The organism is uncultured Planococcus sp. (assembly GCF_947501725.1).
Taxonomy (GTDB): Bacteria; Bacillota; Bacilli; order Bacillales_A; family Planococcaceae; genus Planococcus; species Planococcus donghaensis_C.
Genome location: NZ_CANMXD010000002.1, coordinates 432,372 through 455,410 on the forward strand (window position 1 = coordinate 432,372; position 23,039 = coordinate 455,410).

At 45.7% G+C, this 23,039-nt stretch carries 22 protein-coding genes; 13 read left to right on the forward strand and 9 right to left on the reverse strand.

Features of this window, described 5'->3' with window-relative positions; genetic code table 11:
- The first annotated feature begins 51 nt into the window (after window positions 1-51).
- Window positions 52-879 (forward strand): undecaprenyl-diphosphate phosphatase, encoded by an 828-nt coding sequence (locus tag Q0785_RS04355; RefSeq protein ID WP_298825980.1) that lies wholly within the window; start codon window positions 52-54, stop codon window positions 877-879.
- Between the two features lie 43 nt (window positions 880-922).
- Here the strand turns inward: Q0785_RS04355 and Q0785_RS04360 are convergent, their stop codons facing one another.
- Complete coding sequence (locus Q0785_RS04360; protein ID WP_298825983.1) at window positions 923-1,804, reverse strand: LysR substrate-binding domain-containing protein; 882 nt, start codon at window positions 1,802-1,804, stop codon at window positions 923-925.
- A gap of 180 nt (window positions 1,805-1,984) precedes the next feature.
- On the opposite strand from Q0785_RS04360, the gene Q0785_RS04365 reads away from it, so the two are divergent.
- Entirely contained in the window at window positions 1,985-3,304 is a 1,320-nt protein-coding gene (locus Q0785_RS04365; protein ID WP_298825986.1) for a GntP family permease, read from the forward strand.
- A gap of 22 nt (window positions 3,305-3,326) precedes the next feature.
- Complete coding sequence (locus Q0785_RS04370) at window positions 3,327-4,103, forward strand: 3-hydroxybutyrate dehydrogenase (RefSeq protein ID WP_298825989.1); 777 nt, start codon at window positions 3,327-3,329, stop codon at window positions 4,101-4,103.
- Window positions 4,104-4,178: 75 nt separating this feature from the next.
- Here Q0785_RS04370 and Q0785_RS04375 read toward each other — a convergent pair whose 3' ends face one another.
- The 4 genes from Q0785_RS04375 to Q0785_RS04390 form a co-directional block, all read right to left on the reverse strand.
- The gene (locus Q0785_RS04375) at window positions 4,179-4,454 is read right to left on the reverse strand and encodes a spore coat protein (RefSeq protein WP_298826143.1); all 276 of its coding nucleotides are present in this window, start codon (window positions 4,452-4,454) and stop codon (window positions 4,179-4,181) included.
- 132 nt (window positions 4,455-4,586) lie between these two features.
- Window positions 4,587-4,787 (reverse strand): spore coat protein, encoded by a 201-nt coding sequence (locus Q0785_RS04380; RefSeq protein WP_298825992.1) that lies wholly within the window; start codon window positions 4,785-4,787, stop codon window positions 4,587-4,589.
- A gap of 211 nt (window positions 4,788-4,998) precedes the next feature.
- Window positions 4,999-5,772, reverse strand: a complete 774-nt coding sequence (locus tag Q0785_RS04385) for an alpha/beta fold hydrolase (protein ID WP_298825995.1) — start codon at window positions 5,770-5,772, stop codon at window positions 4,999-5,001.
- Between the two features lie 156 nt (window positions 5,773-5,928).
- The gene (locus Q0785_RS04390; protein WP_298825997.1) at window positions 5,929-6,480 is read right to left on the reverse strand and encodes a VTT domain-containing protein; all 552 of its coding nucleotides are present in this window, start codon (window positions 6,478-6,480) and stop codon (window positions 5,929-5,931) included.
- A gap of 204 nt (window positions 6,481-6,684) precedes the next feature.
- Here Q0785_RS04390 and Q0785_RS04395 point away from each other — a divergent pair, with 204 nt between their 5' ends.
- From Q0785_RS04395 to Q0785_RS04410, 4 genes are all read left to right on the forward strand, one after another.
- Entirely contained in the window at window positions 6,685-7,734 is a 1,050-nt protein-coding gene (locus Q0785_RS04395) for a hypothetical protein (RefSeq protein WP_298826000.1), read from the forward strand.
- 162 nt (window positions 7,735-7,896) lie between these two features.
- Complete coding sequence (locus tag Q0785_RS04400; protein WP_298826002.1) at window positions 7,897-8,835, forward strand: 2-dehydropantoate 2-reductase; 939 nt, start codon at window positions 7,897-7,899, stop codon at window positions 8,833-8,835.
- Window positions 8,836-8,904: 69 nt separating this feature from the next.
- On the forward strand, window positions 8,905-9,867 hold the full coding sequence (locus Q0785_RS04405; protein ID WP_298826004.1) for an RNA methyltransferase: 963 nt from the start codon (window positions 8,905-8,907) through the stop codon (window positions 9,865-9,867).
- Window positions 9,868-10,122: 255 nt separating this feature from the next.
- Window positions 10,123-11,355, forward strand: coding sequence for a cysteine desulfurase-like protein (locus Q0785_RS04410; RefSeq protein WP_298826007.1), 1,233 nt, complete (start codon window positions 10,123-10,125; stop codon window positions 11,353-11,355).
- Window positions 11,356-11,402: 47 nt separating this feature from the next.
- Here Q0785_RS04410 and Q0785_RS04415 read toward each other — a convergent pair whose 3' ends face one another.
- Both Q0785_RS04415 and Q0785_RS04420 read right to left on the reverse strand, forming a co-directional pair.
- Window positions 11,403-12,077, reverse strand: coding sequence for a class D sortase (locus Q0785_RS04415; protein WP_298826010.1), 675 nt, complete (start codon window positions 12,075-12,077; stop codon window positions 11,403-11,405).
- Between the two features lie 55 nt (window positions 12,078-12,132).
- The gene (locus Q0785_RS04420; protein ID WP_298826013.1) at window positions 12,133-12,540 is read right to left on the reverse strand and encodes an excalibur calcium-binding domain-containing protein; all 408 of its coding nucleotides are present in this window, start codon (window positions 12,538-12,540) and stop codon (window positions 12,133-12,135) included.
- 311 nt (window positions 12,541-12,851) lie between these two features.
- Here Q0785_RS04420 and Q0785_RS04425 point away from each other — a divergent pair, with 311 nt between their 5' ends.
- On the forward strand, window positions 12,852-13,298 hold the full coding sequence (locus Q0785_RS04425) for a HEAT repeat domain-containing protein (RefSeq protein WP_298826016.1): 447 nt from the start codon (window positions 12,852-12,854) through the stop codon (window positions 13,296-13,298).
- Window positions 13,299-13,339: 41 nt separating this feature from the next.
- Here the strand turns inward: Q0785_RS04425 and Q0785_RS04430 are convergent, their stop codons facing one another.
- A complete protein-coding gene (locus tag Q0785_RS04430; RefSeq protein WP_298826146.1) occupies window positions 13,340-13,915 on the reverse strand; it encodes a biotin transporter BioY in 576 nt (191 codons plus the stop codon).
- Window positions 13,916-14,128: 213 nt separating this feature from the next.
- Here Q0785_RS04430 and Q0785_RS04435 point away from each other — a divergent pair, with 213 nt between their 5' ends.
- Entirely contained in the window at window positions 14,129-15,004 is an 876-nt protein-coding gene (locus tag Q0785_RS04435) for an ROK family protein (protein ID WP_298826019.1), read from the forward strand.
- Window positions 15,005-15,059: 55 nt separating this feature from the next.
- Here the strand turns inward: Q0785_RS04435 and Q0785_RS04440 are convergent, their stop codons facing one another.
- Entirely contained in the window at window positions 15,060-16,343 is a 1,284-nt protein-coding gene (locus Q0785_RS04440; protein WP_298826022.1) for a glucose-6-phosphate isomerase, read from the reverse strand.
- A 253-nt stretch (window positions 16,344-16,596) separates the two neighbouring features.
- Here Q0785_RS04440 and Q0785_RS04445 point away from each other — a divergent pair, with 253 nt between their 5' ends.
- From Q0785_RS04445 to Q0785_RS04460, 4 genes are all read left to right on the forward strand, one after another.
- Window positions 16,597-18,609 carry a penicillin-binding transpeptidase domain-containing protein gene (locus tag Q0785_RS04445; protein ID WP_298826025.1) on the forward strand — a complete coding sequence of 671 codons (2,013 nt, stop codon included), beginning with the start codon at window positions 16,597-16,599 and terminating at the stop codon, window positions 18,607-18,609.
- Window positions 18,610-18,771: 162 nt separating this feature from the next.
- A complete protein-coding gene (locus Q0785_RS04450) occupies window positions 18,772-19,731 on the forward strand; it encodes an aldo/keto reductase (protein ID WP_298826028.1) in 960 nt (319 codons plus the stop codon).
- Between the two features lie 75 nt (window positions 19,732-19,806).
- Window positions 19,807-21,435 (forward strand): alpha-glucosidase, encoded by a 1,629-nt coding sequence (locus Q0785_RS04455; protein WP_298826032.1) that lies wholly within the window; start codon window positions 19,807-19,809, stop codon window positions 21,433-21,435.
- Between the two features lie 276 nt (window positions 21,436-21,711).
- Complete coding sequence (locus Q0785_RS04460) at window positions 21,712-22,971, forward strand: S8 family serine peptidase (RefSeq protein WP_298826035.1); 1,260 nt, start codon at window positions 21,712-21,714, stop codon at window positions 22,969-22,971.
- The last annotated feature ends 68 nt before the right edge of the window (window positions 22,972-23,039 follow it).

Consider the following 23,039-nt stretch of genomic DNA (forward strand, 5'->3'; position numbering starts at 1 on the left):
GTTCTAGTAGGTCTAGGACTTATTTTATTATAGAAAGCAGGAACAACGGACATGGATTGGTTTGATTTGCTTAAGGCATTAATTTTAGGGTTTGTGGAAGGCATGACGGAATTCGCTCCGGTTTCTTCTACCGGCCATTTAATCATCGTCGATGATATGTGGCTGAAGTCTCAGGAGTTTTTAGGGAAATATCCAGCGAATACGTTTAAAATCGTCATTCAACTGGGATCCATATTGGCGGTTGTTGTGGTATTTTGGAAACGCCTGTTCAGTTTAGTGGGTTTGTATAAGATTGAAGGACAGCAGGCAAACGCAAGTTTCAACTTGTTGCATGTCATCATCGGCATGCTGCCGGCAGTAGTTTTTGGATTTGCCTTCAAGGATTTGATCGATGACCATTTGTTCGGAGTAGAAACGGTCATTTATGCATTGGTTGCCGGAGCGATTCTGATGATCGTTGCAGACAAGTTCGGCCCGAAAAAGCCGACGGTCAACTCGTTGGATGAAATCACCTATTTCCAGGCATTGAAGATTGGCCTTGTGCAATGTCTGTCATTGTGGCCGGGATTTTCCCGTTCAGGAGCTACGATTTCAGGCGGCGTGCTGTTCGGATTGAATCACCGGGTTGCGGCTGACTTCACTTTTATCATGGCAGTTCCCATCATGTTCGGGGCAAGTCTCGTATCGGTAATGAAAAACTGGGATACGTTGTCGATGGATTATTTATCATTCTACATTGTCGGATTCATATCCGCTTTTGTTTTCGCTTTGATTTCCATCCGCTTCTTCCTGAAGCTGATTTCACGCATCAAACTGATGCCATTTGCCATTTACCGACTGGTGCTGGCAGCTGTGTTGGCGATTATTGTTTTTCTATAGCTACTAGCAAAAGGAGCTTCCGTGAGGAGGCTCCTTTTGTCTGTCAAACTTGCGGCAAACTCTTCACTAAAGTAATGAATTCACGTGAAACATAAGGGACATAACGGTTTTTTGCCATGATGATGCCGAGTCGCCAGGGGAATGTGTGGGTCAGCGAAATCATTTTGAAGGGGCCATCCTTGACGCGGTCACAAATCAGTTTCGGCATGAGTGTGACACCCAAGTTTTTTTCCACCATACCGACAATGAAGTCCCATTGCGAACTTTCATAGGCGATTTTTGGGGTAAACCCTTCGCTGATACAGAATTCAACTGTCCGGCTGTTTAAGGTAAATTCTTTGCTGAGCAGCAGGAAAGGGTCATCTTTAAACTGAATGAGATCCATCAGATCATGGTGAGCCAGGGGATGTGACTCGTGGACCAGCAGTTTGATCTCCTGATCGACAAATGGTACAACATCGAATTTCTCCTTATCGACTGGAAGCATGACAAAGCCCAAATCGACTTCGCCTTCAAATACTTTTCTTTCCACTGTTTTGGCGCCATCCTCTGCGAGCATAATCGTAACGTCTGGATAGGAATGCTGAAATTCAGCTATGATTGTCGGAAAGAACAAAGTACTGATGACTGGAGGAAGTCCAATATTTATTTTCCCCTTTTTCAAGTTCATGACATCATAAAGAGAGGCAGACAAATCATCAAGGCTGTGGATGATTTTCTGTGCCTGTGCATAGACCACTTCACCAGCATCGGTCAAGCTGATTTGCCGCGCGGAGCGGTCAAACAAGACCACCTCCATTTCCTCCTCAAGATTCTTGACCATTTTACTCAGAGTCGGCTGTGTCACATGAAGAGCAAGTGCAGCTTTTGTAAAGCTTTGATGCTTGGCCACTTCTACAAAGTACGTTAATTGACGGATATCCATGACGCCCTCCTTTCCTATAACTAATTGTTATAGAACTTATAGTTATTATTCATTTTACCTATCCTTTCTGGAGTTGTACACTAATGAAAGCAACAAAGGAGTTAAGTATTTAGATAATTCAATACTTTTCGGAAGATTAAAGTAAGCGGTTACAAAAAGGCTATAAAGGGAGGATTTTAAATGTTAAGTATGTTTGGGATGGTTGGGGGACTTGTTTTGCTTATCGTTTTAACGATGAGAGGCATGAATTTACTGATTGCGGGGCCTTTATCCGCATTGTTTGTAGCAATTTTCAGCGGGTTGCCTTTATTTCCACAACTAGTAGGCGAAGGAGAAGCGAATTTATTAACAAATTATATGACTAGTTTTTCTGGATTTATCACTTCGTGGTTTCCAATGTTTCTGCTTGGGGCAATATTTGGCAAAGTAATGGAAGATAGTGGGGCTGCTGACAGCGTGTCGAGGTGGCTCGTCGGCAAGTTCGGCTTATCGAAAGCGGTTTTGGCGATTGTTATTGCGTGTGCTGTTTTGACTTATGGCGGTGTCAGTTTGTTCGTTGTGGCGTTCTCGGTCTTCCCGATGGCGCTCAGCCTTTTCAAGCAGGCAGATCTGCCGCGCCGCTTTATCCCTGCCGCTTTGGCATTGGGTTCGGTGACATTTACGATGACCTCCGCCGGATCCCCGGAAATCCAAAACTGGATTCCAATTGAATACTTGAATACGACACCGTATGCAGGATGGGAAGTCAGTATTCTAGTAGCTGTCTTTATGGCCGTATTCGGCTATTGGTGGTTAAAGCGGATGATCCAAAAAGCAGTCAATAAGGGAGAGCGTTTTGAAGCGCGCAAGACTGATCCGATCGTGGAAGATCGAAATCTGCCAAATCCATTGATGGGCTTGATTCCATTGCTTGTGGTTCTGGCAATTTCATTTATCTTCCACGACTCTTTGATGACCTCGGCTTTGATTATTGCTTTATTGGGTGGTGTTATTACGACCTATTTATTGAATCGAAAGTATTTCCAAAATCTAGGAAAAGCTTTGTCTGAAGGAACAATTGGCGCATTGATTGCGATCGGCAATACTGCGGCTGTAGTAGGTTTCGGAGGTGTAGCAAAAGCGGTTCCAGCATTCCAGACGGCAGTCGATGCCATGACCAATATCCCAGGAAGCCCATTGATCGGTGGAGCCATAGCTGTCAGCGTTATTGCAGGATTAACCGGTTCTGCTTCCGGCGGACAGGTTATCGCCTTGCCGCTGCTTGCTCCTCATTATATCGATATGGGTGTCAATACAGAAGCACTGCACCGGACAATTGCGATTTCGTCCGGAGCCCTCGATTCACTGCCGCATAACGGTTATGTCGTAACGACAATTCAAGGAATCTGTGGTGAGACACATAAAGCCGCTTACGGAGCTGTCGGCGCGGTTACGGTCATTGTTCCATTGCTTGGATTGGCTATCGCTATTGTACTGTTTACACTTGGACTTGGAATTTAACTCTAGCTAGGGAGGGATAGTTTTGATAGAGAATAAAGTTGTATTAATAACAGGTGCTGCCAGCGGAATCGGTTACGAAATCAGCGCTGATTTTGCGGAAGCCGGTGCGAAAATTGTGTTATCGGACATCGATGAACTAGCGGTGAAGAAAGCGGCAGAAAGCTTGAAGTCAAAAGGTCTGGACTGCATCGGCATTAAGTGTGATGTGACAGATGAGGAAGATATCAAAAAAGCCATTCATGAGACAGTTGCCCATTATGGATCGCTTGATGTGCTGATCAATAACGCGGGAATGCAGCACATAGCGCCGCTTGAAGAATTCCCGACTGAAAAATACGAGTTGCTGATCCGGATCATGTTGATCGCCCCGTTCATTGCTACGAAGCATGCGTTTCCAATCATGAAAAAACAAGGGTCAGGACGCATCATCAATATGGCGTCCATCAATGGGCTTGTCGGATTTGCAGGGAAAGCTGCCTATAATAGCGCGAAACATGGCGTCATCGGCTTGACTAAAGTTGCAGCGCTTGAAGGCGCGGAATACGGCATCACCGTTAATGCTATGTGCCCGGGCTATGTGGATACGCCGCTGGTCCGGAATCAGATGGACGACTTGGCGAAGACGCGCAATGTTCCGATTGAAAAAGTATTTGAAGATGTCCTGTATCCATTGATTCCTCAAAAAAGACTGTTGGCAGTCAAAGAAGTATCGGATTATACGATGTTTTTAGCCAGTAATAAGGCATCAGGCATAACCGGGCAAGCCGTCGTTCTGGACGGTGGCTATACCGCTCAATAAAGGTGGACAAATAAACCCGCCCGGCAAAAATGCCGGGCGGGTTTTATCGTGGTAACTTGGGGATCATTCTGTCTATTAAACAAAATTCTTATTTTTGATCAGTTCCAGTGCGACATCCGCCTTTTTAAGATCATGTTCGACTTGTTCTTCAATATTATAGGCATGGTACATGTCGTTTTTGATCATGTACTGCGCAATTTTATCATGTGTATCGATCGCGATATCCAGTTCCCGGCGCAATAATTTCTTCACTTCCGGTGTCGCTGTTTCGGTGATGGCAACAGCTAGATTTCGCACAGCTGCCTTTGAAGTAACCAGGAAATCTGTAGCGATGGCCATATCATCGAGCATTGACCCGGGAATCGCTAAATTATCTTCTTTGACTTTTTTCTTTGCATCGCTTTTTTTAGCAGTTGCTTTTTTTATTTTTGTGTCGGCTTTCTTTGCCATAGGATCCTTCCTTTCAAATTGAATGCCTGTAGTCTACTTTTCTGAATCCGCCAGTAATTTGCGTAAATCCTTGATGGCCTTTTTTGACAGTTCAAGGTCTTCTTCCAGAATCGCTTTCAGCTCCGGGTCTTTTACTAATCCGCTGAACACTTTGTTTTTGGCCACACAGGCTGTTTTGAAAGTCAGCACTTCATGGACTTCAAGTTTTTCATGCATTGCCAGTTGCTTCGCCATGTTTTCCCCTCCTGCATAGATGAATGATGAATGCTAATTAACCTTTACCCGTTCCTTGAATTTTAAACCGCAGAGATATGTGGAATCTTCCAATTGTCCGGTGGCGTTACGGCACAATAAAAAAGCTTCCCGCGGGAAGCTTCTGAGCAATCGGAGCTTATCAGAATCTAGTGTAGACAATCGCTCCATCTTATTGGAAATAGTATAAAGATTACTCCAGAAAATTTTCTGTAATCCCTAAAAACAAATCAGCTTGTTCAACATTTGGTGCATGGCCAGAGCGTTTGAATTCCATGAAGGTGGCATCTGGGATGGAGACTGCTGTTTCACGCCCTTTTTCAGGAGGATTCAATCCGTCGAATTTGCCGCTGATGACCAAGGTTTCAGCAGTAATGTTGAAAAGCTGCTGGCGAAAATCGAATTCCTTCAACGCATCAGAAGCAGTAACTTGTTCCTGCATCGTTAGTTGGCGGCTGTTTTGAGCTGTTTTACTGAGCCATTCATCGATCTTTTTTTGGTTATAGTAAATATAGCTTGAGGAAGCGCTGAATTTATCAAGCATACTTAACCCATCGAACTTTTCAGGATAGCGGGCAAATAGCTCAGCCATGGAAGATTGTGCCCCAAAGGATTTAGTGGCAACCAAAATAAGCTTATTGACCCGATCCGCATCTTGTGTGGCAATTCCTTGTGCAATATAGCTGCCCATCGACACGCCAAGAATATCGACGGAATCCAATGCCAAGTGTGAAAGAAGGGCGATGGCGTCTTCTATATGATCCTGCAATGTGTACTGTTCAAGGCGGCTTGAATTGCCGTGGCCGCGTGAATCCAAGGCGATAACACGTCGCTGGTCTTTAAAAAAATCGATTTCACGGTAGAACATCGCAGAGTTGCTTGTCAAACCGTGCAACAGCAACAATGGATGGCCTTTTCCAATATCTTCATAAAATAATTCGATTCCATTTCGGTTGAAAACGGGCATAATCATTCTCCTTTTCAGTAAACTGCTTGGGTCTCATGTCTGTTATACCCTATCATTAATAAATTATAGGTTTTAGGCAAGAAAAAAGCACAACAAAGTTGTGCTTAACACTTTCGAAGATTTCTATACTAATCAGCTGGTTGAAGTTTTCCAGTTTCAATTGGATTGGGTTCTGGAATTTTGCCATTTTTCGATAAAGCTGAAGATGGCCGCAAGCAGAAGGAACATACTGACGGTCGTATACCAGGGGAATTCCGAGATGGCCTGGCCAAAAGCGGTATAGAGAATGGCGGGGGCAATCAGGCCCAGTGCAGATATGGCCATATATTCTTTCAGTGACTTGGTCATTTCCATCAAATATAGGGATAATAGATGGAAATGGACAAAAGGCATGATGCGAAGGATCATCACTTGGACAACCGATAAGGTACGATCAGGAAAAAACTTATCTTTCAGCCGGGACATCTTATCCCTGAATTTCGGGAATTTATTGACCAGCAGATAAGATACCCAGCTCATTAAAGTCAAACCGATAAATGACAGCACAGCTCCTTCAAAGAAACCAAAAAGGAATCCTCCAGCAATGCACACTGCAATAACCGGCAAGAACAATAGAGGACGCAATAAATGCAATAAAACAAAAAGGAATGGTGCCAGCCAGCCGACATTGTCCATGAATACTTCGAGGGATTGATCGAATTGCTCCATACGATTCCGACCTCTCTAAATGTGTTTGCTAATAAGGTAGGATAATCCAAAAAGCCTTTAAAAGCAAGAACTATGAAGTTTTTCCCGCGATTAATGTTTAGGGTCTGTGGCAAGGGGAATAAAAAAATGATCTAGTCTCATAAATAACCAGCGCCTTATTTTATTTTTTATAGAAGGAGTAATAAACGAAGAAAGGAAGAGATGATGAAGCGAAGCTTGAAATTAGCAAGTGCATTTATCGGAATAGTAGTAGGGGCAGGCTTTGCTTCCGGACAGGAGATTCTCCAGTACTTTACCAGCTTTGGTTATTGGGGACTTGGAGCTGTCCTGTTGGCGACAGCGTTGTTCGGTTATTTGGGAATGGTATTGATGCGTCTCGGCAGCCGGATGCAGACTATTTCACATGAAGATGCAGTGTATGCCATCAGCGGCAAAGTACTTGGGAAAATAATCGATTACACGCTGATTTTGACGTTGTTTGGGATCCTGGTCGTCATGATTGCCGGGGCAGGGTCGATTTTCTCCCAGCAATTTGGCCTGGCCCCAGCTTTTGGCCGCACCCTTATGGTTATCCTCGTCATTTTTACCATCATGTTGAATGTTAAAAAAGTCATTACCATCATCAGCAGTATAACGCCGTTTTTGGTCTTGTTAGTAGTAGGAATAACGGTCTACAGTTTGTTGACGATGAATTCAAGTTTTGCAGAACTGGAGCCGGTCGCCAGAGAACAATTGTCTTCGACGCCCCATTGGCTGTTATCGGCCATCAATTATGTGTCGTTGGCTATCGCGCTTGGTGCATCGATGTCACTCGTTATGGGCGGAGCTGAGAAAGATGAAAAAGTTGCAGCGCGCGGCGGTTTGATTGGTGGACTTAGTTTTGGTCTGCTAATTCTCTTAAGCTATTTGGCGATTTTTGCAAAAGTCGATGTGGTCGGTAGTTCGGACCTTCCAATGCTGGCTCTTGCCGATAACATTTCTCCGATAATAGGGATCATTATGGCCATCGTTATTTTTGCGATGATTTACAATACGGCAGTCAGCTTACTCCTGTCATTTTCAGCCCGTTTCATGAAGATGGGGACAAGCCGTTTCCGTGTTTTTGTCATCGTATCGGGTGCAATCGCATTCCTCTTGAGTTTTCTTGGATTCACCGCACTCGTCAACTGGTTTTATCCGGTTGTCGGTTATCTCGGTCTCCTGCTGGTAGGATCTCTGGTGGTTGCGGATATCCGTAAAGTCGGAAAAAAATAAGTGATGAAAAACGGTGGTCTCCCTGTAGAGGCCACCGTTTTTTATGCTGTGTATACGGTCGGCAGTTGGATCCAATGGACATAATAGTCAGGTTGTAGTATCTCTTTATGGTATATTCAGGCTAACCAGCAGCAGACGAAGCTGCTTGAAAAGAGGGGTTTTATGAAAATATTGGTGGTCGGTGCAGGGGCAATGGGCAGTTTGTTTGGCGGACGCCTAAAAACTCAGCACGATGAAGTTCTTCTATATAATAGAAATAACCCGCATGTGGAAAAAATCAATCACAGCGGATTAACGATAGTCGAGCGTGACAACAAAGAGACGACAGTTCCCTTGACTGTTGTGCAGGAAATTTCAAAAACAGATCGCTATGATGTGGTCCTGGTACTAGTGAAAGCACATGCCACGAGAACCGTACTGGAAAAGATGAAGGGTTCTTTTTCTTCACAGACTTTGATCATCACCATGCAGAATGGACTCGGTAATCTGGAAGTGATAAAAGAGCTCTTTCCGGATAATCCAGCGGTTGCCGGGACGATGGGCTGTGGTGCAAGTGTGGAAAGTGATGGGCGGATTCTTCACCGCGGTTGGGGGAAAAATTACATCGGCCAGGCTGCGGACGCCGATGCACAGAATAAACTGCTGGAATTCACCGAATTGCTGAATCGCTCGGGCCTGGAAACCAAGTTGGCAGAAGATGTCCAAACCGTCATCTGGAATAAACTATTCGTCAACGTTGCCTATAATTCTCTGACCGCACTGTCACGATTGAGGAATGGGGACATCCTGAATACCGAGGAAGGACTGGCTTTATTGCGGAATGTAGTCAGTGAAGCGGTTCAAATAGCGACAGCGGAAGGCATCTCTGTGGATGAGGAAGAAGTCATCGCAAAATGTATACGGATGGGCCGAGAAGATATCGGTGCCAATAAATCTTCCATGCTGATGGATGTTTTGCATAAGCGAAAAACAGAAATTGATGCCATCAATGGAGCTGTAACGAAGCTCGGCAGAAATCACGGACTCAGTACTCCATACAATGAAATGATTACAGGGCTCATTAAAGTCATCGAAGCGAATTATGACCTTCAAGTCGACTAACTTTCAATGGATTCTGCTATACTTATGAGATATTGTCCTGAACTACAGGGCAGATAAGGACGGGATGAATTGAATCGATTAACTGCAACAGGCAACTATATTTATACGTACGCTTATACGAATGATGAAAAAGCGTTATGCCAATTGGAAATGCGGTCTTTTTTCGGAAAAGATACCGATGAAAAAATAGTCAAGAGCGGGGTAGCCGTGGAGCCGAGCCGAAGCCCATTCATCAAAGAACGGATCGAATTGTTTTTTGAAGGGGAGACCCTGCAGGAAATCATTGAACAATCTGCTGGAGTAGATATGGGCGAAGCAACATTTAAAGTGATCTTTTTAAAGATCAATGGCCTGGCCGAGCAGGATCAGGTGGACTTCTCGGGGAAAAGGGATGTGGAACGGCAGATCGGCTCGGCAATTACCGGCGAGGCGGATGTTCATCATCCGGATGTGACGTTTGGTTTGATTCCTTTCGAAGGTCGCTGGTATTTGGGACGCTATCTTCAAAGTGAACCAGTCTGGTTTCAGCATATGAAAAAACCACGGGAATATTCAACAGCACTCAGCACACGTGTTGCCCGAGCTGTAGCGAATATTGCGGTGCCGGAACCGGAAGGCGTCAAAGCCATCGATCCATGCTGCGGCATCGGTACGGTTTTGGTGGAGGCCTTGTCGATGGGAATTGATATTGTCGGGCGCGACATCAATCCACTGGTCGTCGAAGGATCCAGGGAGAACATCGCCCATTTCGGCTTGACCGGGGATGTCAATCTCGGTCCGATTGCGGAAGTCGAAGAAAGCTACGATGTGGCCATCATCGATATGCCGTATAATTTGTACACGCATGCAACCCCTGCCGATCAGCTGGCGATACTGAAAGACGCGTATCCTTTCACGGAAAAGCTGCTGGTCGTCACCATCGAGACGATGGATCATATGGTCGAAGAAGCCGGATTTGTGGTTACAGACCGTTGCATCGCAAAAAAAGGGCTGTTCCTGCGTGAGATCCTGGTATGCCAGAAAGCTGTTTAATGGAATGAAATCAAGCGTCGCACTTTGCGGCGTTTTTTTATTGGCCAGAAAGCCCGGAATCGTATTCGGCGTACAACGGATTGTATTGCTGCTCGTATGGACTGTATTTCATACTTAATGGATCGTATTTCGCGTCTAATGGATCGTATCTCACCTTCAATGGATCGTATTCTGGAAATCAATAAAAAATAAAGGAGATTTCATTGGAAAATTGAATACGGTAACAGTACCTTAAATGAAAAGGAGCTGTATGGGATGAAATCCACTAAAACGACGTTTCCCATTACTGAAGTCCGGGCGCAATTCCCGGCTTTGGCCAGAACGTATAAAGACAGACCGGTTGCCTATTTTGATGGGCCAGGCGGTTCACAGGTTGTCAATTCGGCAATCCAGGCGATTGCAGGCTATATGGAAAGAGGTGGCGCCAATCTTCACGGCAGTTTCCCGTCAAGTTGGGAAACTGAAGAAATTATCTCGGAAGCAAGATTGGCTGTGGCTGACTTTTTGAATGTCCAGGCAAATGAAGTGGCATTCGGTGCCAACATGACAACCTTAACGATTGCGATAGCGAATGCACTCGGCAAAAACTTCAAGGAGGGTGACGAAATCGTTGTCACTGAAATGGACCACCGCGCCAACGTCGATCCTTGGATCATGATGGCGAAGGATCGTGGATTAACGGTTCGCTGGGTCAAGGTCGATACGGATACAAAAACATTGGATTTGAAAGACCTGGATAAGTTGATCAATGAAAAAACAAAGATCGTCGCAGTGGGAATGGCTTCCAATGCCATCGGTACAGTCGTCGACCTCCAGCCTTTCGCCGAACGGGCAAAACAAGTTGGCGCCCTTCTGGTAGCGGATGCTGTCCATGCCGCTCCTCATCTGCCGATTGATCGGGATCATAAGCAAATTGATATTTTACTGTGCTCAGCGTATAAATTCTTCGGACCGCATATCGGAATAGCGGCAATCAAAGAAGCAGTCTTTAAGAATCTTGAGCCTTATAAGCTGACCACTTCTCCCAGCTATTATCCGGATAAGCTGGAAACTGGAACGCAAAACCATGAAGGCATTGCGGGTATCCGCCCGGCCATCGAATTTTTTGCCCAATTCGGCGAAGGCGAAAGCCGAAGAAAACGCATTTTAAGCGGCATGGAGCAGATTGAAGTCTATGAAAACAGCCTGGCTGACAGGCTTCGGGAAGGACTGTCTGCAATCGAAGGTGTGACGGTTACGCAAGCCGCCAACGACGTGCCGAAAACACCGACAGTCGCGTTCGGGGTCAGCGGCAGGGAACCGGGGGAAATCTGCAGAAGATTAGCGGAAGACCACAGCATCTTTGTCGCCGCCGGCCATTTCTATGCTTCTACGCTTGGTGAGGTCTTGGGAGTCAATGACAGCGGAGGCTGGGTGCGGGCCGGTCTTGCGCCTTACAGTACGGAAGAAGAAGTCGAGCGTTTGATCGGGGCCATCAAAAACTTATAAATGAAAAACAGGACACCAGCGGATGAAGACATCCGCTGGTGTCCTGTTTAGTTTGAATCAGTCGTATGTGCTGAAACCAATTCCGCTTGAACGATATAACGGTCAGGCGCATAGCCGATAAAATCAAACGGATAACAGGTGGTCAAGGTCAACGTGGATTGATCTTTTTCGACGATGACGGTTCTGTCATCTTCATGGGTAATCCAGATATCGGTGATTTCATAGACAAATGTCTCGCCGTTGTATTCAACCACCAGATCATCTTTTTCTTCAAGTTCACCAAGTCCAGTAAATACTGTATCACGATGACCGCTTAATACAGTATGGCCATCTTCTCCTGGAACAGTCGTTAAGTCACTGACGTATAAGCCTACACCTTTTTCTAAGGTTTCTTCATCTGCTCCCCAATAAACCTCATATTTCTGTCCGATTTCAGGAATCAACAGATCTGCTGATTTTTCTCCAGGTTCCTGTTGGACAGAAGTGCTCAACACGGGCTCCGGTTTTTCGTCAGGAGCAGGAATAGCTGTCGCCCTGTCGGCTATTTCAATAGGCTCTTCCCAGGCATCGGCTGCCGAATGCTTTTTGAATTCCTGAATCGTATTGAGTTCGGCCTCAGTTAAATCTTGTGCTGAGCTTGCAGCAGTTTGCCATTCGAATAGATTGTACAACCCGATTGCCAGCCCTGAAACAAGCAGAAGCACACCCAGCCATCTTTTCATCAGCCTTCACCTCAAAAGAGAACCGGCAGGGAAATTCCTGCCGGCAGTTTTTGTCTTACGCCTTTTGATCTTTTCGGCGGAACAAGAGAAGTGAACCAGCACCGGCAAGTCCGGCACCAAACAGCATCATCAATGGACCGTTTGAAGCAGTGTCCGGCAAGGCAGCGCCTTCTTCTGTTTCTTCTTCAGTGGCAGTTTCCTCAGATGAGTCGTCAGTTTCCTGGCTGGCTACATAGCTATCGTACTCGCTTTGAGTGACCTCACAAGCAAGTCCATCATTGTCACGATCCAAATCATGAGGATCATTGTTTTCGTTATACCCATTTTCATACCAGAATGCCATAACTTCCTCATGGGATGAAAAATCTCCACAGTCTCTGTCATTTTCTACCGCACCAACATTCAAAGCAGACCCCAATACAAGAAATGAACCTAACACAGCACCGACTAACTTTTTCTTCATAAATATTCCTCCTATCCCAGTAATTATGTAACACAGCTTCATCTTAACTACAGTTTACTTAATTTTCAATCAATTTTTAATAATTTTATCAAATATTAGTTAAAAAAGGCAGAAAGTCTTATGGAAAATACAGGAGAACGAAACTTTAGTACTTCTAAATATTTGATCTTTGTATGAAGAACCGGCTTGCAGAATAATCGACTTTTTTCTTTTTGCCTCAGATGATGGTATACTGGTAAGAACTTGTTCCGTCAACGGAGAGCATTACGTCATTTCCCGAAAAGGGAGATGAACAAAGGAGAATGAAATTTTTGAAACAACCGAACAAAAACACACCTAATTTACCACCGAACTATGACGAATTGAAAAAAGCGGCGAACCGGACAGCAAACTGGAAAGAGCGTTTGGCTGCGGTTGAGGAGCTTGGCAACTGGAAAAGCGATCCAACAATCGACCTTTTGACACATCGCATGAACCACGATCCTGTCTATCAAGTGCAGGAAGCTGCTTATGCAAAATTAAAAGATTTTGGCGAAAACGTCCACATGCCGGAACGGAAGAAATTTGACTTGATCAAAGACACTTCCAAAGTGCTTGTGCGCATCAAGAAAAGTTTGCCTGCCGACCACAGCTATGAAGACTTCAAAGTGAAGCTTCAAAAAATGCGTGTGGATATTTACGACACGTATAAAGGCGATAAAGGCGAGGATTTCGAAAAATGGTTGGAAGACCAGTGGAAATCTGCTCCATCTAAATAAATGGATCAAAAAACCGGAGGCCCTTGAGGCATCCGGTTTTTTTATAGATATTTTTGGATGATCGGCCGCAACCGGTAGCCGAACAAACCGGCAAGTACTGCCAACAGGAGATCTTTTGGAAGAGGTACAGCCATCCAAGCCCAAGCCATCTGGTAGGTAAAGCCTTCTGGTGCAGCAAACCACAGCTTATAGGCTGCATACATCCAATTGGTGCCAAATAAGTAATTGATGGCTGTTCCGGCCAGCGCTGCAACGATAAACCCTTTTTTGGAAGGCCATTTCTCCACAATTAATCCGACAATATAAGCGACGAATACATAAGAAATAATAAATCCGAATGTCGGACTGATCAGGGTATCCATGCCACCGGAGAAGCCGGCGAATACAGGGACCCCGGCCAAGCCGATAAATGCGTAAACAATCATGGAGACAGCACCCATGCGACTGCCGAGCAAAATACCTGATAAAATTGCAAAGAAAGTCTGCAGTGTAATCGGTACACCACCGATAATCAAAAATGAAGCGATATTTGCGCCAATAGCCATCAAGGCAGAGAACATGGCGATATGTACCAATTGCAATGTGCGGGAATGATTGGCTGATCTTGTCGTGGTCATTGTCATTATGTATCCTCCTGATTTTTCAATATAATTCGAGTATAATCAGACTAAATATTTAAGTCAACTTATATTTTATTTAAGTTAACACAAATCCGGTGGATGACAAAGGGCGGGTACAGTGAAACTGACAGAAGATTGTATAAAGTACTGTTTGCCACTAGACGAATCCTGTATGATAGAACTACTTCAGTCAACTATTAGGAGGCTCTTATGACAAAGGTTTTAGGAATTGATATCGGTGGAACGAAAATTCGCATGGGCATCATTGATGCGAATGGTGAGATTTTTTATGACGAACAGGTACCAACGGCCTTTCCTTTATATGCTTATTTGGAGCAGCAGGTTCTGCGCTTACTGGCTTTGCATCCTGAAGTGGCAGCGATTGGCATCGGTACCCATGGCTTTGTCGACCCGAAAGAAGGGCGTGTCATCTACGCGACCGACATTCTTCCAGGATGGTCGGGGACAGCCGTAAAACAACAATTGGAAAAAGCGACCGGCAAACGGGTTGAATTGGAAAATGACGCAAATTGCGTGGCATTGGCCGAATCGAAATTCGGAGCGGCCAAAGGGCTTGACCGTGTCGTTTGTTTGACGCTCGGGACAGGCCTTGGCGGTGGTGTCCTTTGGGATGGCCAGCTTTTGAGCGGCGGCCGGCACGGAGGAGCTGGGGAACTTGGCCATATGCTTTTGTACCCGGGCGGCGTCCTTTGCCCGTGCGGCCGGAAAGGCTGTGGTGAACAATATGTTTCCGGCACAGCCATCCGGCGTCGCATCAAAGAAGCCGGTTTGAACGTAACGCCTCAGGAGCTGTTTGGAAATGCAGCAACAGATCCAGCCTGTATGCAAGTCGTTGAGGGATTCACAGCTGACCTGGCCTTTATTGTCAGCAGTCTGCAGGCAGCATTCGATATGGACATGATGATCATCGGTGGAGGCGTTTCGGAATCGGCGGAGTTCTGGTGGGAGTTGTTCCTGCAGAAGCTTGAGCCGCAATTGCTGAACCCGTTGGCTGTAGAAATTGCACAATTTGAAAATGATGCGGGTATACTCGGAGCGGCTCTTCTGGTTCTAAAAGAGAATTGATTGAAAAAATTCCATTAAAAAAGCTGACCTGTAAAAGGTCAGCTTTTTCTATGTTTTAAAATCCAGGCTTGTTCAAGAGTTTAAAGATATTGTTCTTGTAATCTTCGACCCCTGGCTGATCGAATGGATTGATGTCAAGCATATAGGCGCTGTAAGCACATGCCAGCATATAGAAATACAGCAAGTGGCCGAGGTGGTATTCGTCAATTTTAGGGATTGTCAGGCTGAGCTGCGGCACACCGCCGTCCAAATGGGCGCTAGATGTTCCTTTATACGCCACATGATTGAATTCCTGCAGGGAGAGACCCGCCATATAGTTCAATTCATCGTCATCGTTTTCAGCTTCAAAAATCGACAAATCTTCGTTTGCTTCCTGAACCAGCAGGAAGGTTTCAAACAAATTGCGCTTGCCGTCCTGGATGTACTGTCCCATCGAATGCAGGTCAGTAGTAAAAGAAACGGACGCCGGGAAAATCCCTTTGCCTTCTTTTCCTTCGCTTTCGCCGAATAATTGCTTCCACCATTCCTGGACGAATGAAAGCTTCGGTTCGAATGTCGCCATCACTTCTGTCGTATAGCCTTCCACATACAACTGATGGCGGACTGCGGCGTATTGCAGCGCTGGATTTTCATCAGCATCTGTGTTGTTGTAAAGCTCTTCGGCATTCGCTGCCCCCGCAATCAAGTCGCGGATGGAATAGCCGGCAGCCGCAATCGGCACCAGACCGACAGCGGTGAAAACGGAATAGCGTCCGCCCACATCTGCAGGTACGACAAAGCGTTCATAGCCGTTTTCTTCTGCAAGTGTCAGCAATGCACCTTTTTCGGCATCGGTTGTCACGATAATCCGTTCTGCCGCTTCCTGGCCATAGCGTTTTTCCATGTAATCTTTCAGGAAACGGAAAGCGATGGCGGGCTCCGTCGTTTTTCCGGATTTGGAAATGACATTGACCATGACGCGTTTGCCTTCAAGATGGGCCAGCAATTGCTTCAAGTATTCGCCGCTGACTTGATGGCCTGCGAAGACCACTTCGAGTCCTGATTCTTTACTGAAATAAGGATCTAATGCCGATAACACGGCCTTGGCACCCAGGTATGAACCGCCGATCCCGATGACTACCAAGACGTCCGCTTTATCACGGATTTGGGCAGCCGTTTTTTCGACTTTCACCATGAACTCCTCATCAAGCGTACTTGGCCAATCCAGCCAGCCAAGAAAATCAGAGCCTTTTCCTTTTTTGTTGTAAAGATCTTCGTGAATTTGCTTTAAACGCGTTCTCTTTTCAAGTGTTAGGACAGAACCAATTGATTCTGAAAATGTAATTTCAACCATATTCATCCTCCTATCTTTTGTTAAATAGTTTACCATATAAAAACACATTATTTGCGGATGTTTTCACCTGCACTAAAGTGTTTCTTCCTATGACTTAGCCTACTCCGCAAAAATGGCAGTTTTTTTCCGAACAGCTTGCATGCCGGCTATTGAAATGAAAAGAAGTGATATTCAGCAGCTCATATCACAGGGGAGCTTTTATTCTTTCACCTTGTGGGGATTTATTGGTAAAATAAAGAAAACAATTGGGGGTTATGGTATGGAGAAGAAATTAACAGCCATTCTGGCTTTGGCCATCCTGGTATTTCTGGCTGGCTGCCAGCAACAGGCCACACCTGAAGACAGGTTGAAGGAATACATAGAACACTGGAACACTGGAGAGTTCTCGGAAATGTATAGTTCTTATTTAAATACCGGTACAAAAGAAGCTTACGCTTCGGAGGATTTTATCGAGCGGCAGCAAATGCTTTATGATGAGCTGGCAATTGAAAATGTCGAGGTGAGCTATACTGAGCCGCCGGAAGATGCAGAATGGGATACTGAAAACCCAGCTGATTTCCCGGTGCAGGTGAAGATGGATACATTGGCCGGACCGGTCGAGTTTGAAAAGACAATGACTTTATTGTTTGAAACACAGGATGAAACGGAAGCGTGGTTTGTTGAATGGGATCCATCGTTCATTTTTGAACAGCTGGAAAAAGGGGATGAAGTACGTGTGTCCACAACAAAATCGGAGCGCGGTGAAATCCTGGACCGCAATGAACAGCCGATAGCCATCAATGGAACCGGCTATAATATAGGGGTTGTACCTGAGAGCTTCACAGATGCTGCCGCCAAAGAAGAGCTGGCGGGAATTCTCGGAATTTCTGCAGCATCCATCGATGAAAAAATGGGACAAACCTGGGTTCAGGAGGATCAGTTTGTGCCGATTTCCAAAGCAGCAAAAACCAACACGGAATTATTGGAAAAGGCGGCAGCGATTCCAGGAGTCACCTATCAGGAAACCGCTATGCGTGAGTATCCGTATGGAGAAGCCCTTGGGCATTTAAGCGGCTATATTGGTCCCATTACCGCAGAAAAATTGGAAGAGTTGGAAGACCAGGGCTATACGTCGACGGATTCAATCGGCAGAAGAGGGCTTGAACAGACACTTGAAGAACGCCTTCATGGTGCCAACGGTGTAAAAATTCTGATTGATAAACAAGGAGAAGAGCTGACGGTTGCGGAAACACCTCCGGAAAATGGGGAAACCGTTATCCTCACAATTGATGCAGAATTGCAGAAATCGACCTTTGATGCGATGGAAGGCGAAGCAGGAACCAGTGCTGCAGTTGACCCGAACACCGGTGAAACCCTGGTGTTGGCCAGTTCGCCAGCCTATGATCCGAACGAATACATGCTGGGCATCAGTGAAAGCCGCTACAAAGAATTGACTGAAGATCCTTTGAATCCTTTATTCAATCGCTTTGGCGCAGCTTATGCACCCGGTTCAACGATCAAGCCTGTCACGGCGGCCATCGGCATGGAAGCTGGAACGCTTGATCCAGCGGCAGGCCTGCAGATTGATGGGGCGACGTGGCAAAAAGACGGTTCCTGGGGAGATTACCGGGTTTCGCGTCTGCATCCGGAAGCACCCAATCCAATTGATTTGAACAAAGCACTGGTGTACTCGGACAATATCTACTTTGCCCGCCAAGCGCTCGAACTGGGCAATGAAGCATTTGTTGCCGGTTTGCAGAGCTTCGGCTTCGGAGAAGAGATTCCATTTGCCCTAGAGCTGCAGACATCACAGATTTCCAACGAAGGAACGCTCGGATCTGAAGGTCAGTTGGCTGACACTTCATTTGGGCAGGGGCAAATGTTGACGAATATCCTCCATTTGGCCACTATGTATGAGCCATTCCTGACCGATGGCATCATGTACAAGCCTCTGCTGTTCATGGACGAGGAAAAAGGACAGGTTTGGAAGGATGGAATATTGGGCGCAGATAATGCTGAAACGCTCCGCGCCGGCATGCGCAATGTCGTGGTGGATGGCTATGCACAGTCAGCCAATAGCCCAACCGTGAAAATTGCCGGAAAAACCGGTACCGCTGAATTGAAAGGTGCCATTGGAGAAGAAGGACAGGAAAACGGCTTTTTCGTCGCCTACGATTCTGAAAGTCCGGATTTTATCCTGGCGATGATGATCGAATCAATCGAAGATAATGGCGGCAGTGATTATGTTGCCGGATTTGCAGCGAAGGTGTTTGAAAATTATAAAGCAGAATAGGAAATGGGAAGAGCCATCTGTAAAGAAATTTTACAGGTGGCTTTTTATAATGGTTTTTCTAATAAAAATTTGAGCTTAATTGCAGGGATTCCCAAAGGAATATTGAATAAAAAGAGTAAAGAATCGCTGTGGATTCGGGCAGTGGTCAATAGGGGGGATTGGATGGAGTACAGGAATTTAGGAGGAACAGGGTTAAGAGTTTCAAACTTAAGCTTGGGGACGATGGCTTTCGGCCGTTGGATCGACGAGCAGGCTTCATTCGACATAATGGACATTGCGCTGGACAGAGGCATCAATGTGATCGATACAGCCAATTTTTATGGCAAAGGACAGGATGAATCATTTAAGTACGGAACTGGCGAATGCGAAGAAATTGTTGGCCGTTACCTGAAAGGAAAACGGAATAATGCGGTAGTGGCTACAAAAGTGGGCTTGCCGATGGGCAAAGGACCCAATCAGCAGGGTCTCTCGAAACACCATATCATGCAGCAGGCAGAAGAATCTTTGAGGAGGTTGCAGACGGATTGGATCGACCTTTATCAGGTGCACCGTTTCGACAACAGCACCCCATTGGAAGAAACCTTATCCGTGCTCACTGATTTGGTAAGGCAAGGGAAGGTCCGCTATATCGGCTGTTCGAATTATGCGGCCTGGCAAATGGCAAAAGCGCGGGGAATCAGTGAGTTGCATGGATATGAGCATTTTGTATCGAGCCAGTCGCAATATAATTTATTGTCCCGCGAATTGGAAAGTGAAGTAGCTCCCTATTGTGCAGCTGAGAAAATGGGCTTGCTGATATACAGTCCGATGGCGCGAGGCGTGCTGTCTGGAAAATATAAAGAAAAAGGGGACATGCCCAAAGACAGCCGCGCGGCAAAAGGAGAAGAACTCATCCAGCATTATTTCACAGATGCCAACTTTGAAAAAGTTGCAGCCTATAAGGAATTGATGGACGATAAAGATTATAATCTGTCGCAATTTGCACTGGCCTGGACCCTCAACCAGCCGGCCGTCACTTCAGCGATTGTAGGCGCAAGCAAGCCGCACCACGTGTCGCAGGCTGCCGACATCAGTGACTGGAAATGGACAGACAGCCTTAAAGAACAGGTTTCAGCTATTTGATCAATAAAGAGTGGAGCCGAACAGCTATAAGAGTCAACACCACTTATTTCCAATTTCAGGAAGAGGGAGAGTACTTTGAAGAAAACATGGTGGAAAGAAGCAGTAGTCTATCAAATTTATCCACGCAGTTTTAAGGACTCGAACGGAGATGGCATCGGTGATTTGAATGGCGTGACAGAAAAACTGGATTACCTGGACGATTTGGGCATCAATATTATCTGGCTTTGTCCGATGTATAAATCTCCGAATGTAGATAATGGTTATGATGTCAGCGACTATCAAACTATCATGGAGGAGATGGGGACGATGGCGGATTTTGACCGTCTCCTTGAAGAAGTGCATAAAAGAGGCATGAGACTCATCATCGACCTGGTCATCAACCACACAAGCGACCAGCATCCATGGTTTTTGGAGTCCCGCTCCTCCAAAGAAAATCCGAAACGTGACTGGTATGTATGGAGGGACCAACAAACCAATTGGGAATGTATTTTCGGGGGACCCGCCTGGACATTCGATCCGAAGACAAATCAATATTATTTGCATATCTTCACAAAAAACCAAGTAGATCTGAACTGGGAAAACCAAGATATGCGTGAAGCTGTATACAAAATGATCCGCTGGTGGCTGGATAAAGGAGTTGATGGCTTCCGCGTGGATGCCATCAACCATATAAAAAAAGATTACAGTGATATGCCCAATCCTAAAAATCTACCTTATGTGCCGGCCTGGGAAAAGTTCACCGAAGTGGAAGGATTGCAGGATATGCTGGCAGAACTGCGGGATAAGACTTTTTCGGATTACGATATCGTCACTGTCGGCGAAGCGAATAGCGTCAAATCACAAGATATGGAACAATGGATCAGCGAGCATGAAGGGAAATTCAATATGATTTTCCACCGGGAAGCTCTTGAAGCAGCAAGCAGCAGCTTTGATGCCGGATTGGATGTGGAGGATCTAAGAGAAGTTCTGGACCGATGGCAAAAAGCGGCGCATGGCATCGCCTGGAATTCGCTGTACTTGGAAAACCATGATCGTCCAAGAACGGTTTCGATTTGGGGAAATGATCAGGATTATTGGTTTGAAAGTGCGACGGCATTGGCTTGCATGTATTTTTTCATGCAGGGCACGCCCTTCATTTACCAGGGACAGGAAATCGGCATGACCAATGCTCCGTTTGACGATATTGAAATGTATAATGATATCGAAACTAAAAATATGTATCGGTACAATCGCAGGGAAGGTGCATCCCATGAGGAACTGATGAAAATTATTAAAAAAATCAGTCGTGACCATGCCCGTACGCCGATGCAATGGAACAGCGAGGACTATGCGGGGTTCTCCAAGACCGAACCTTGGCTTGCAGTAAATCCGAATTATAAATGGTTGAATGTCGAGGCTCAAAAAGATGATCCGAAATCTATTTGGACCTATTATAAGAAAATGATCCATCTTCGCCAAAATTGGGACGTGCTGGTGTATGGAACCACTAATCTGACTGATTCCGGATGTCCGGATGTATACGCGTACGTCCGGGAAGACCGCTATACAAAAATGCTCATTGCTTCGAATTTAACTGACAGCACCTGCACATGGAATACGCCTTACGATGCGGAGCTTCTTCTGACCAATTATGATGAGCGTGTTAAAGGTGTCCTGCAGCCATATGAAGCTTGTATATATTTCATGAAAAAAGAAATCTACTGACGGTCATTGAGTGTAAATGCTGTAACGCCATGAGGGTTTGGCTTTACGGCTTTTTTTTTTTGGAAAAATCTATTGTAGGTATATTTGATTGAGCAATTAGACCTGTTCAAGAATAATTACATAGTTTAACGAAAAAATTTCCCAATTACGGAAAACTGAAACTTCTGCTAACTTTAAAGATGTGGCAGGGCCATCAAGTTTGGAAGGTGTGAAAGTGCGGGACGCCGTCGCTGGATCTTGGCCGCCATAAACCATATTGGAAAAGGGGATTGAATGATGAAGAAATCGGCAAAATTCATCACGACAGCAATGCTGGCAGCTGCGTTGTTAGTACCGGCAATGGGAGTCAGCGCAAACGGGAATTCCGCTGAAAAAGCAAACGGCAATGAGAAGTTCCGTGTATTGATTGATACGGCAAACCAAAAAGAGCTGAAAAACGCTAAAAACCAATACGGTGTGCACTGGGATTTTGATAATGAAGGATTCACCACCAATATGAATGAGAAACAATTCGAAGCTCTTCAGAAAAACAAAAATATAGTCGTTGAAAAAGTCCCTGAATACAGCATTGAAGAAACGTCTTCTGAACCACTGGCTAAATACTCGACTATGGCGGCTGCTCAATCAACACCATGGGGGATCAAGGCTATCTACAATAACGCCAACCTTGCTCAGTCTTCAGGAGGAGCCGGCATTAACATCGCCGTACTCGACACTGGCGTCAACGTAAACCACGCGGATTTAGCGAATAACATAGAGCAATGTAAAGACTTCACCCTTGGTGCAAGCATCACAAATGGTACGTGTACAGATCGTCAGGGGCATGGCACGCACGTAGCAGGATCTGCGCTGGCGAACGGGAACGGGGGCTTATACGGGGTGGCTCCTCAATCTGATCTATGGGCATATAAAGTACTAGGGGATAACGGATCCGGTTCTTCTGATGATATTGCAGCTGCCATCCGCCACGTTGCGGATCAAGCCACTGCATTAAAGACGAAAGTGGTCATCAATATGTCTTTGGGATCTTCCGCTGAAAGCAGCTTGATCACGAACGCAGTCAACTATGCCTACAACAAAGGCGTATTGATCATTGCGGCAGCTGGAAACTCAGGTCCTTATCAAGGATCGATCGGTTTCCCGGGAGCATTGCAGAATGCCGTGGCAGTGGCGGCACTTGAAAACGTCATCCAAAATGGCACCTACCGTGTAGCGGATTTCTCTTCACGCGGCTATAGCTCTACAGATGGTGATTATTCGATCGGTAAATACGATGTTGAACTATCCGCACCAGGTGCAGCAATTTACTCAGCTTGGTATACGGGCGGTTATGCAACAATCAGTGGAACTTCGATGGCTTCACCGCATGCAGCAGGACTTGCAGCAAAAGTATGGGCAACGAACCCAAGTGCGACCAATGTCCAAGTGAGAGCTAATCTTCAAAATCGTGCAAAAGCATATGATATCCTGTCGGGTTCAGGTGCTGGCTATGGCGATGACTACGCATCAGGATTCGGTTTTTCACGAGTTCAGTAATGAAATAAGCAAGTAGCGAAGGAAGCGACCCTGGCAGAGATGCCAGGGTTGTTTTTTATCTTGATTCA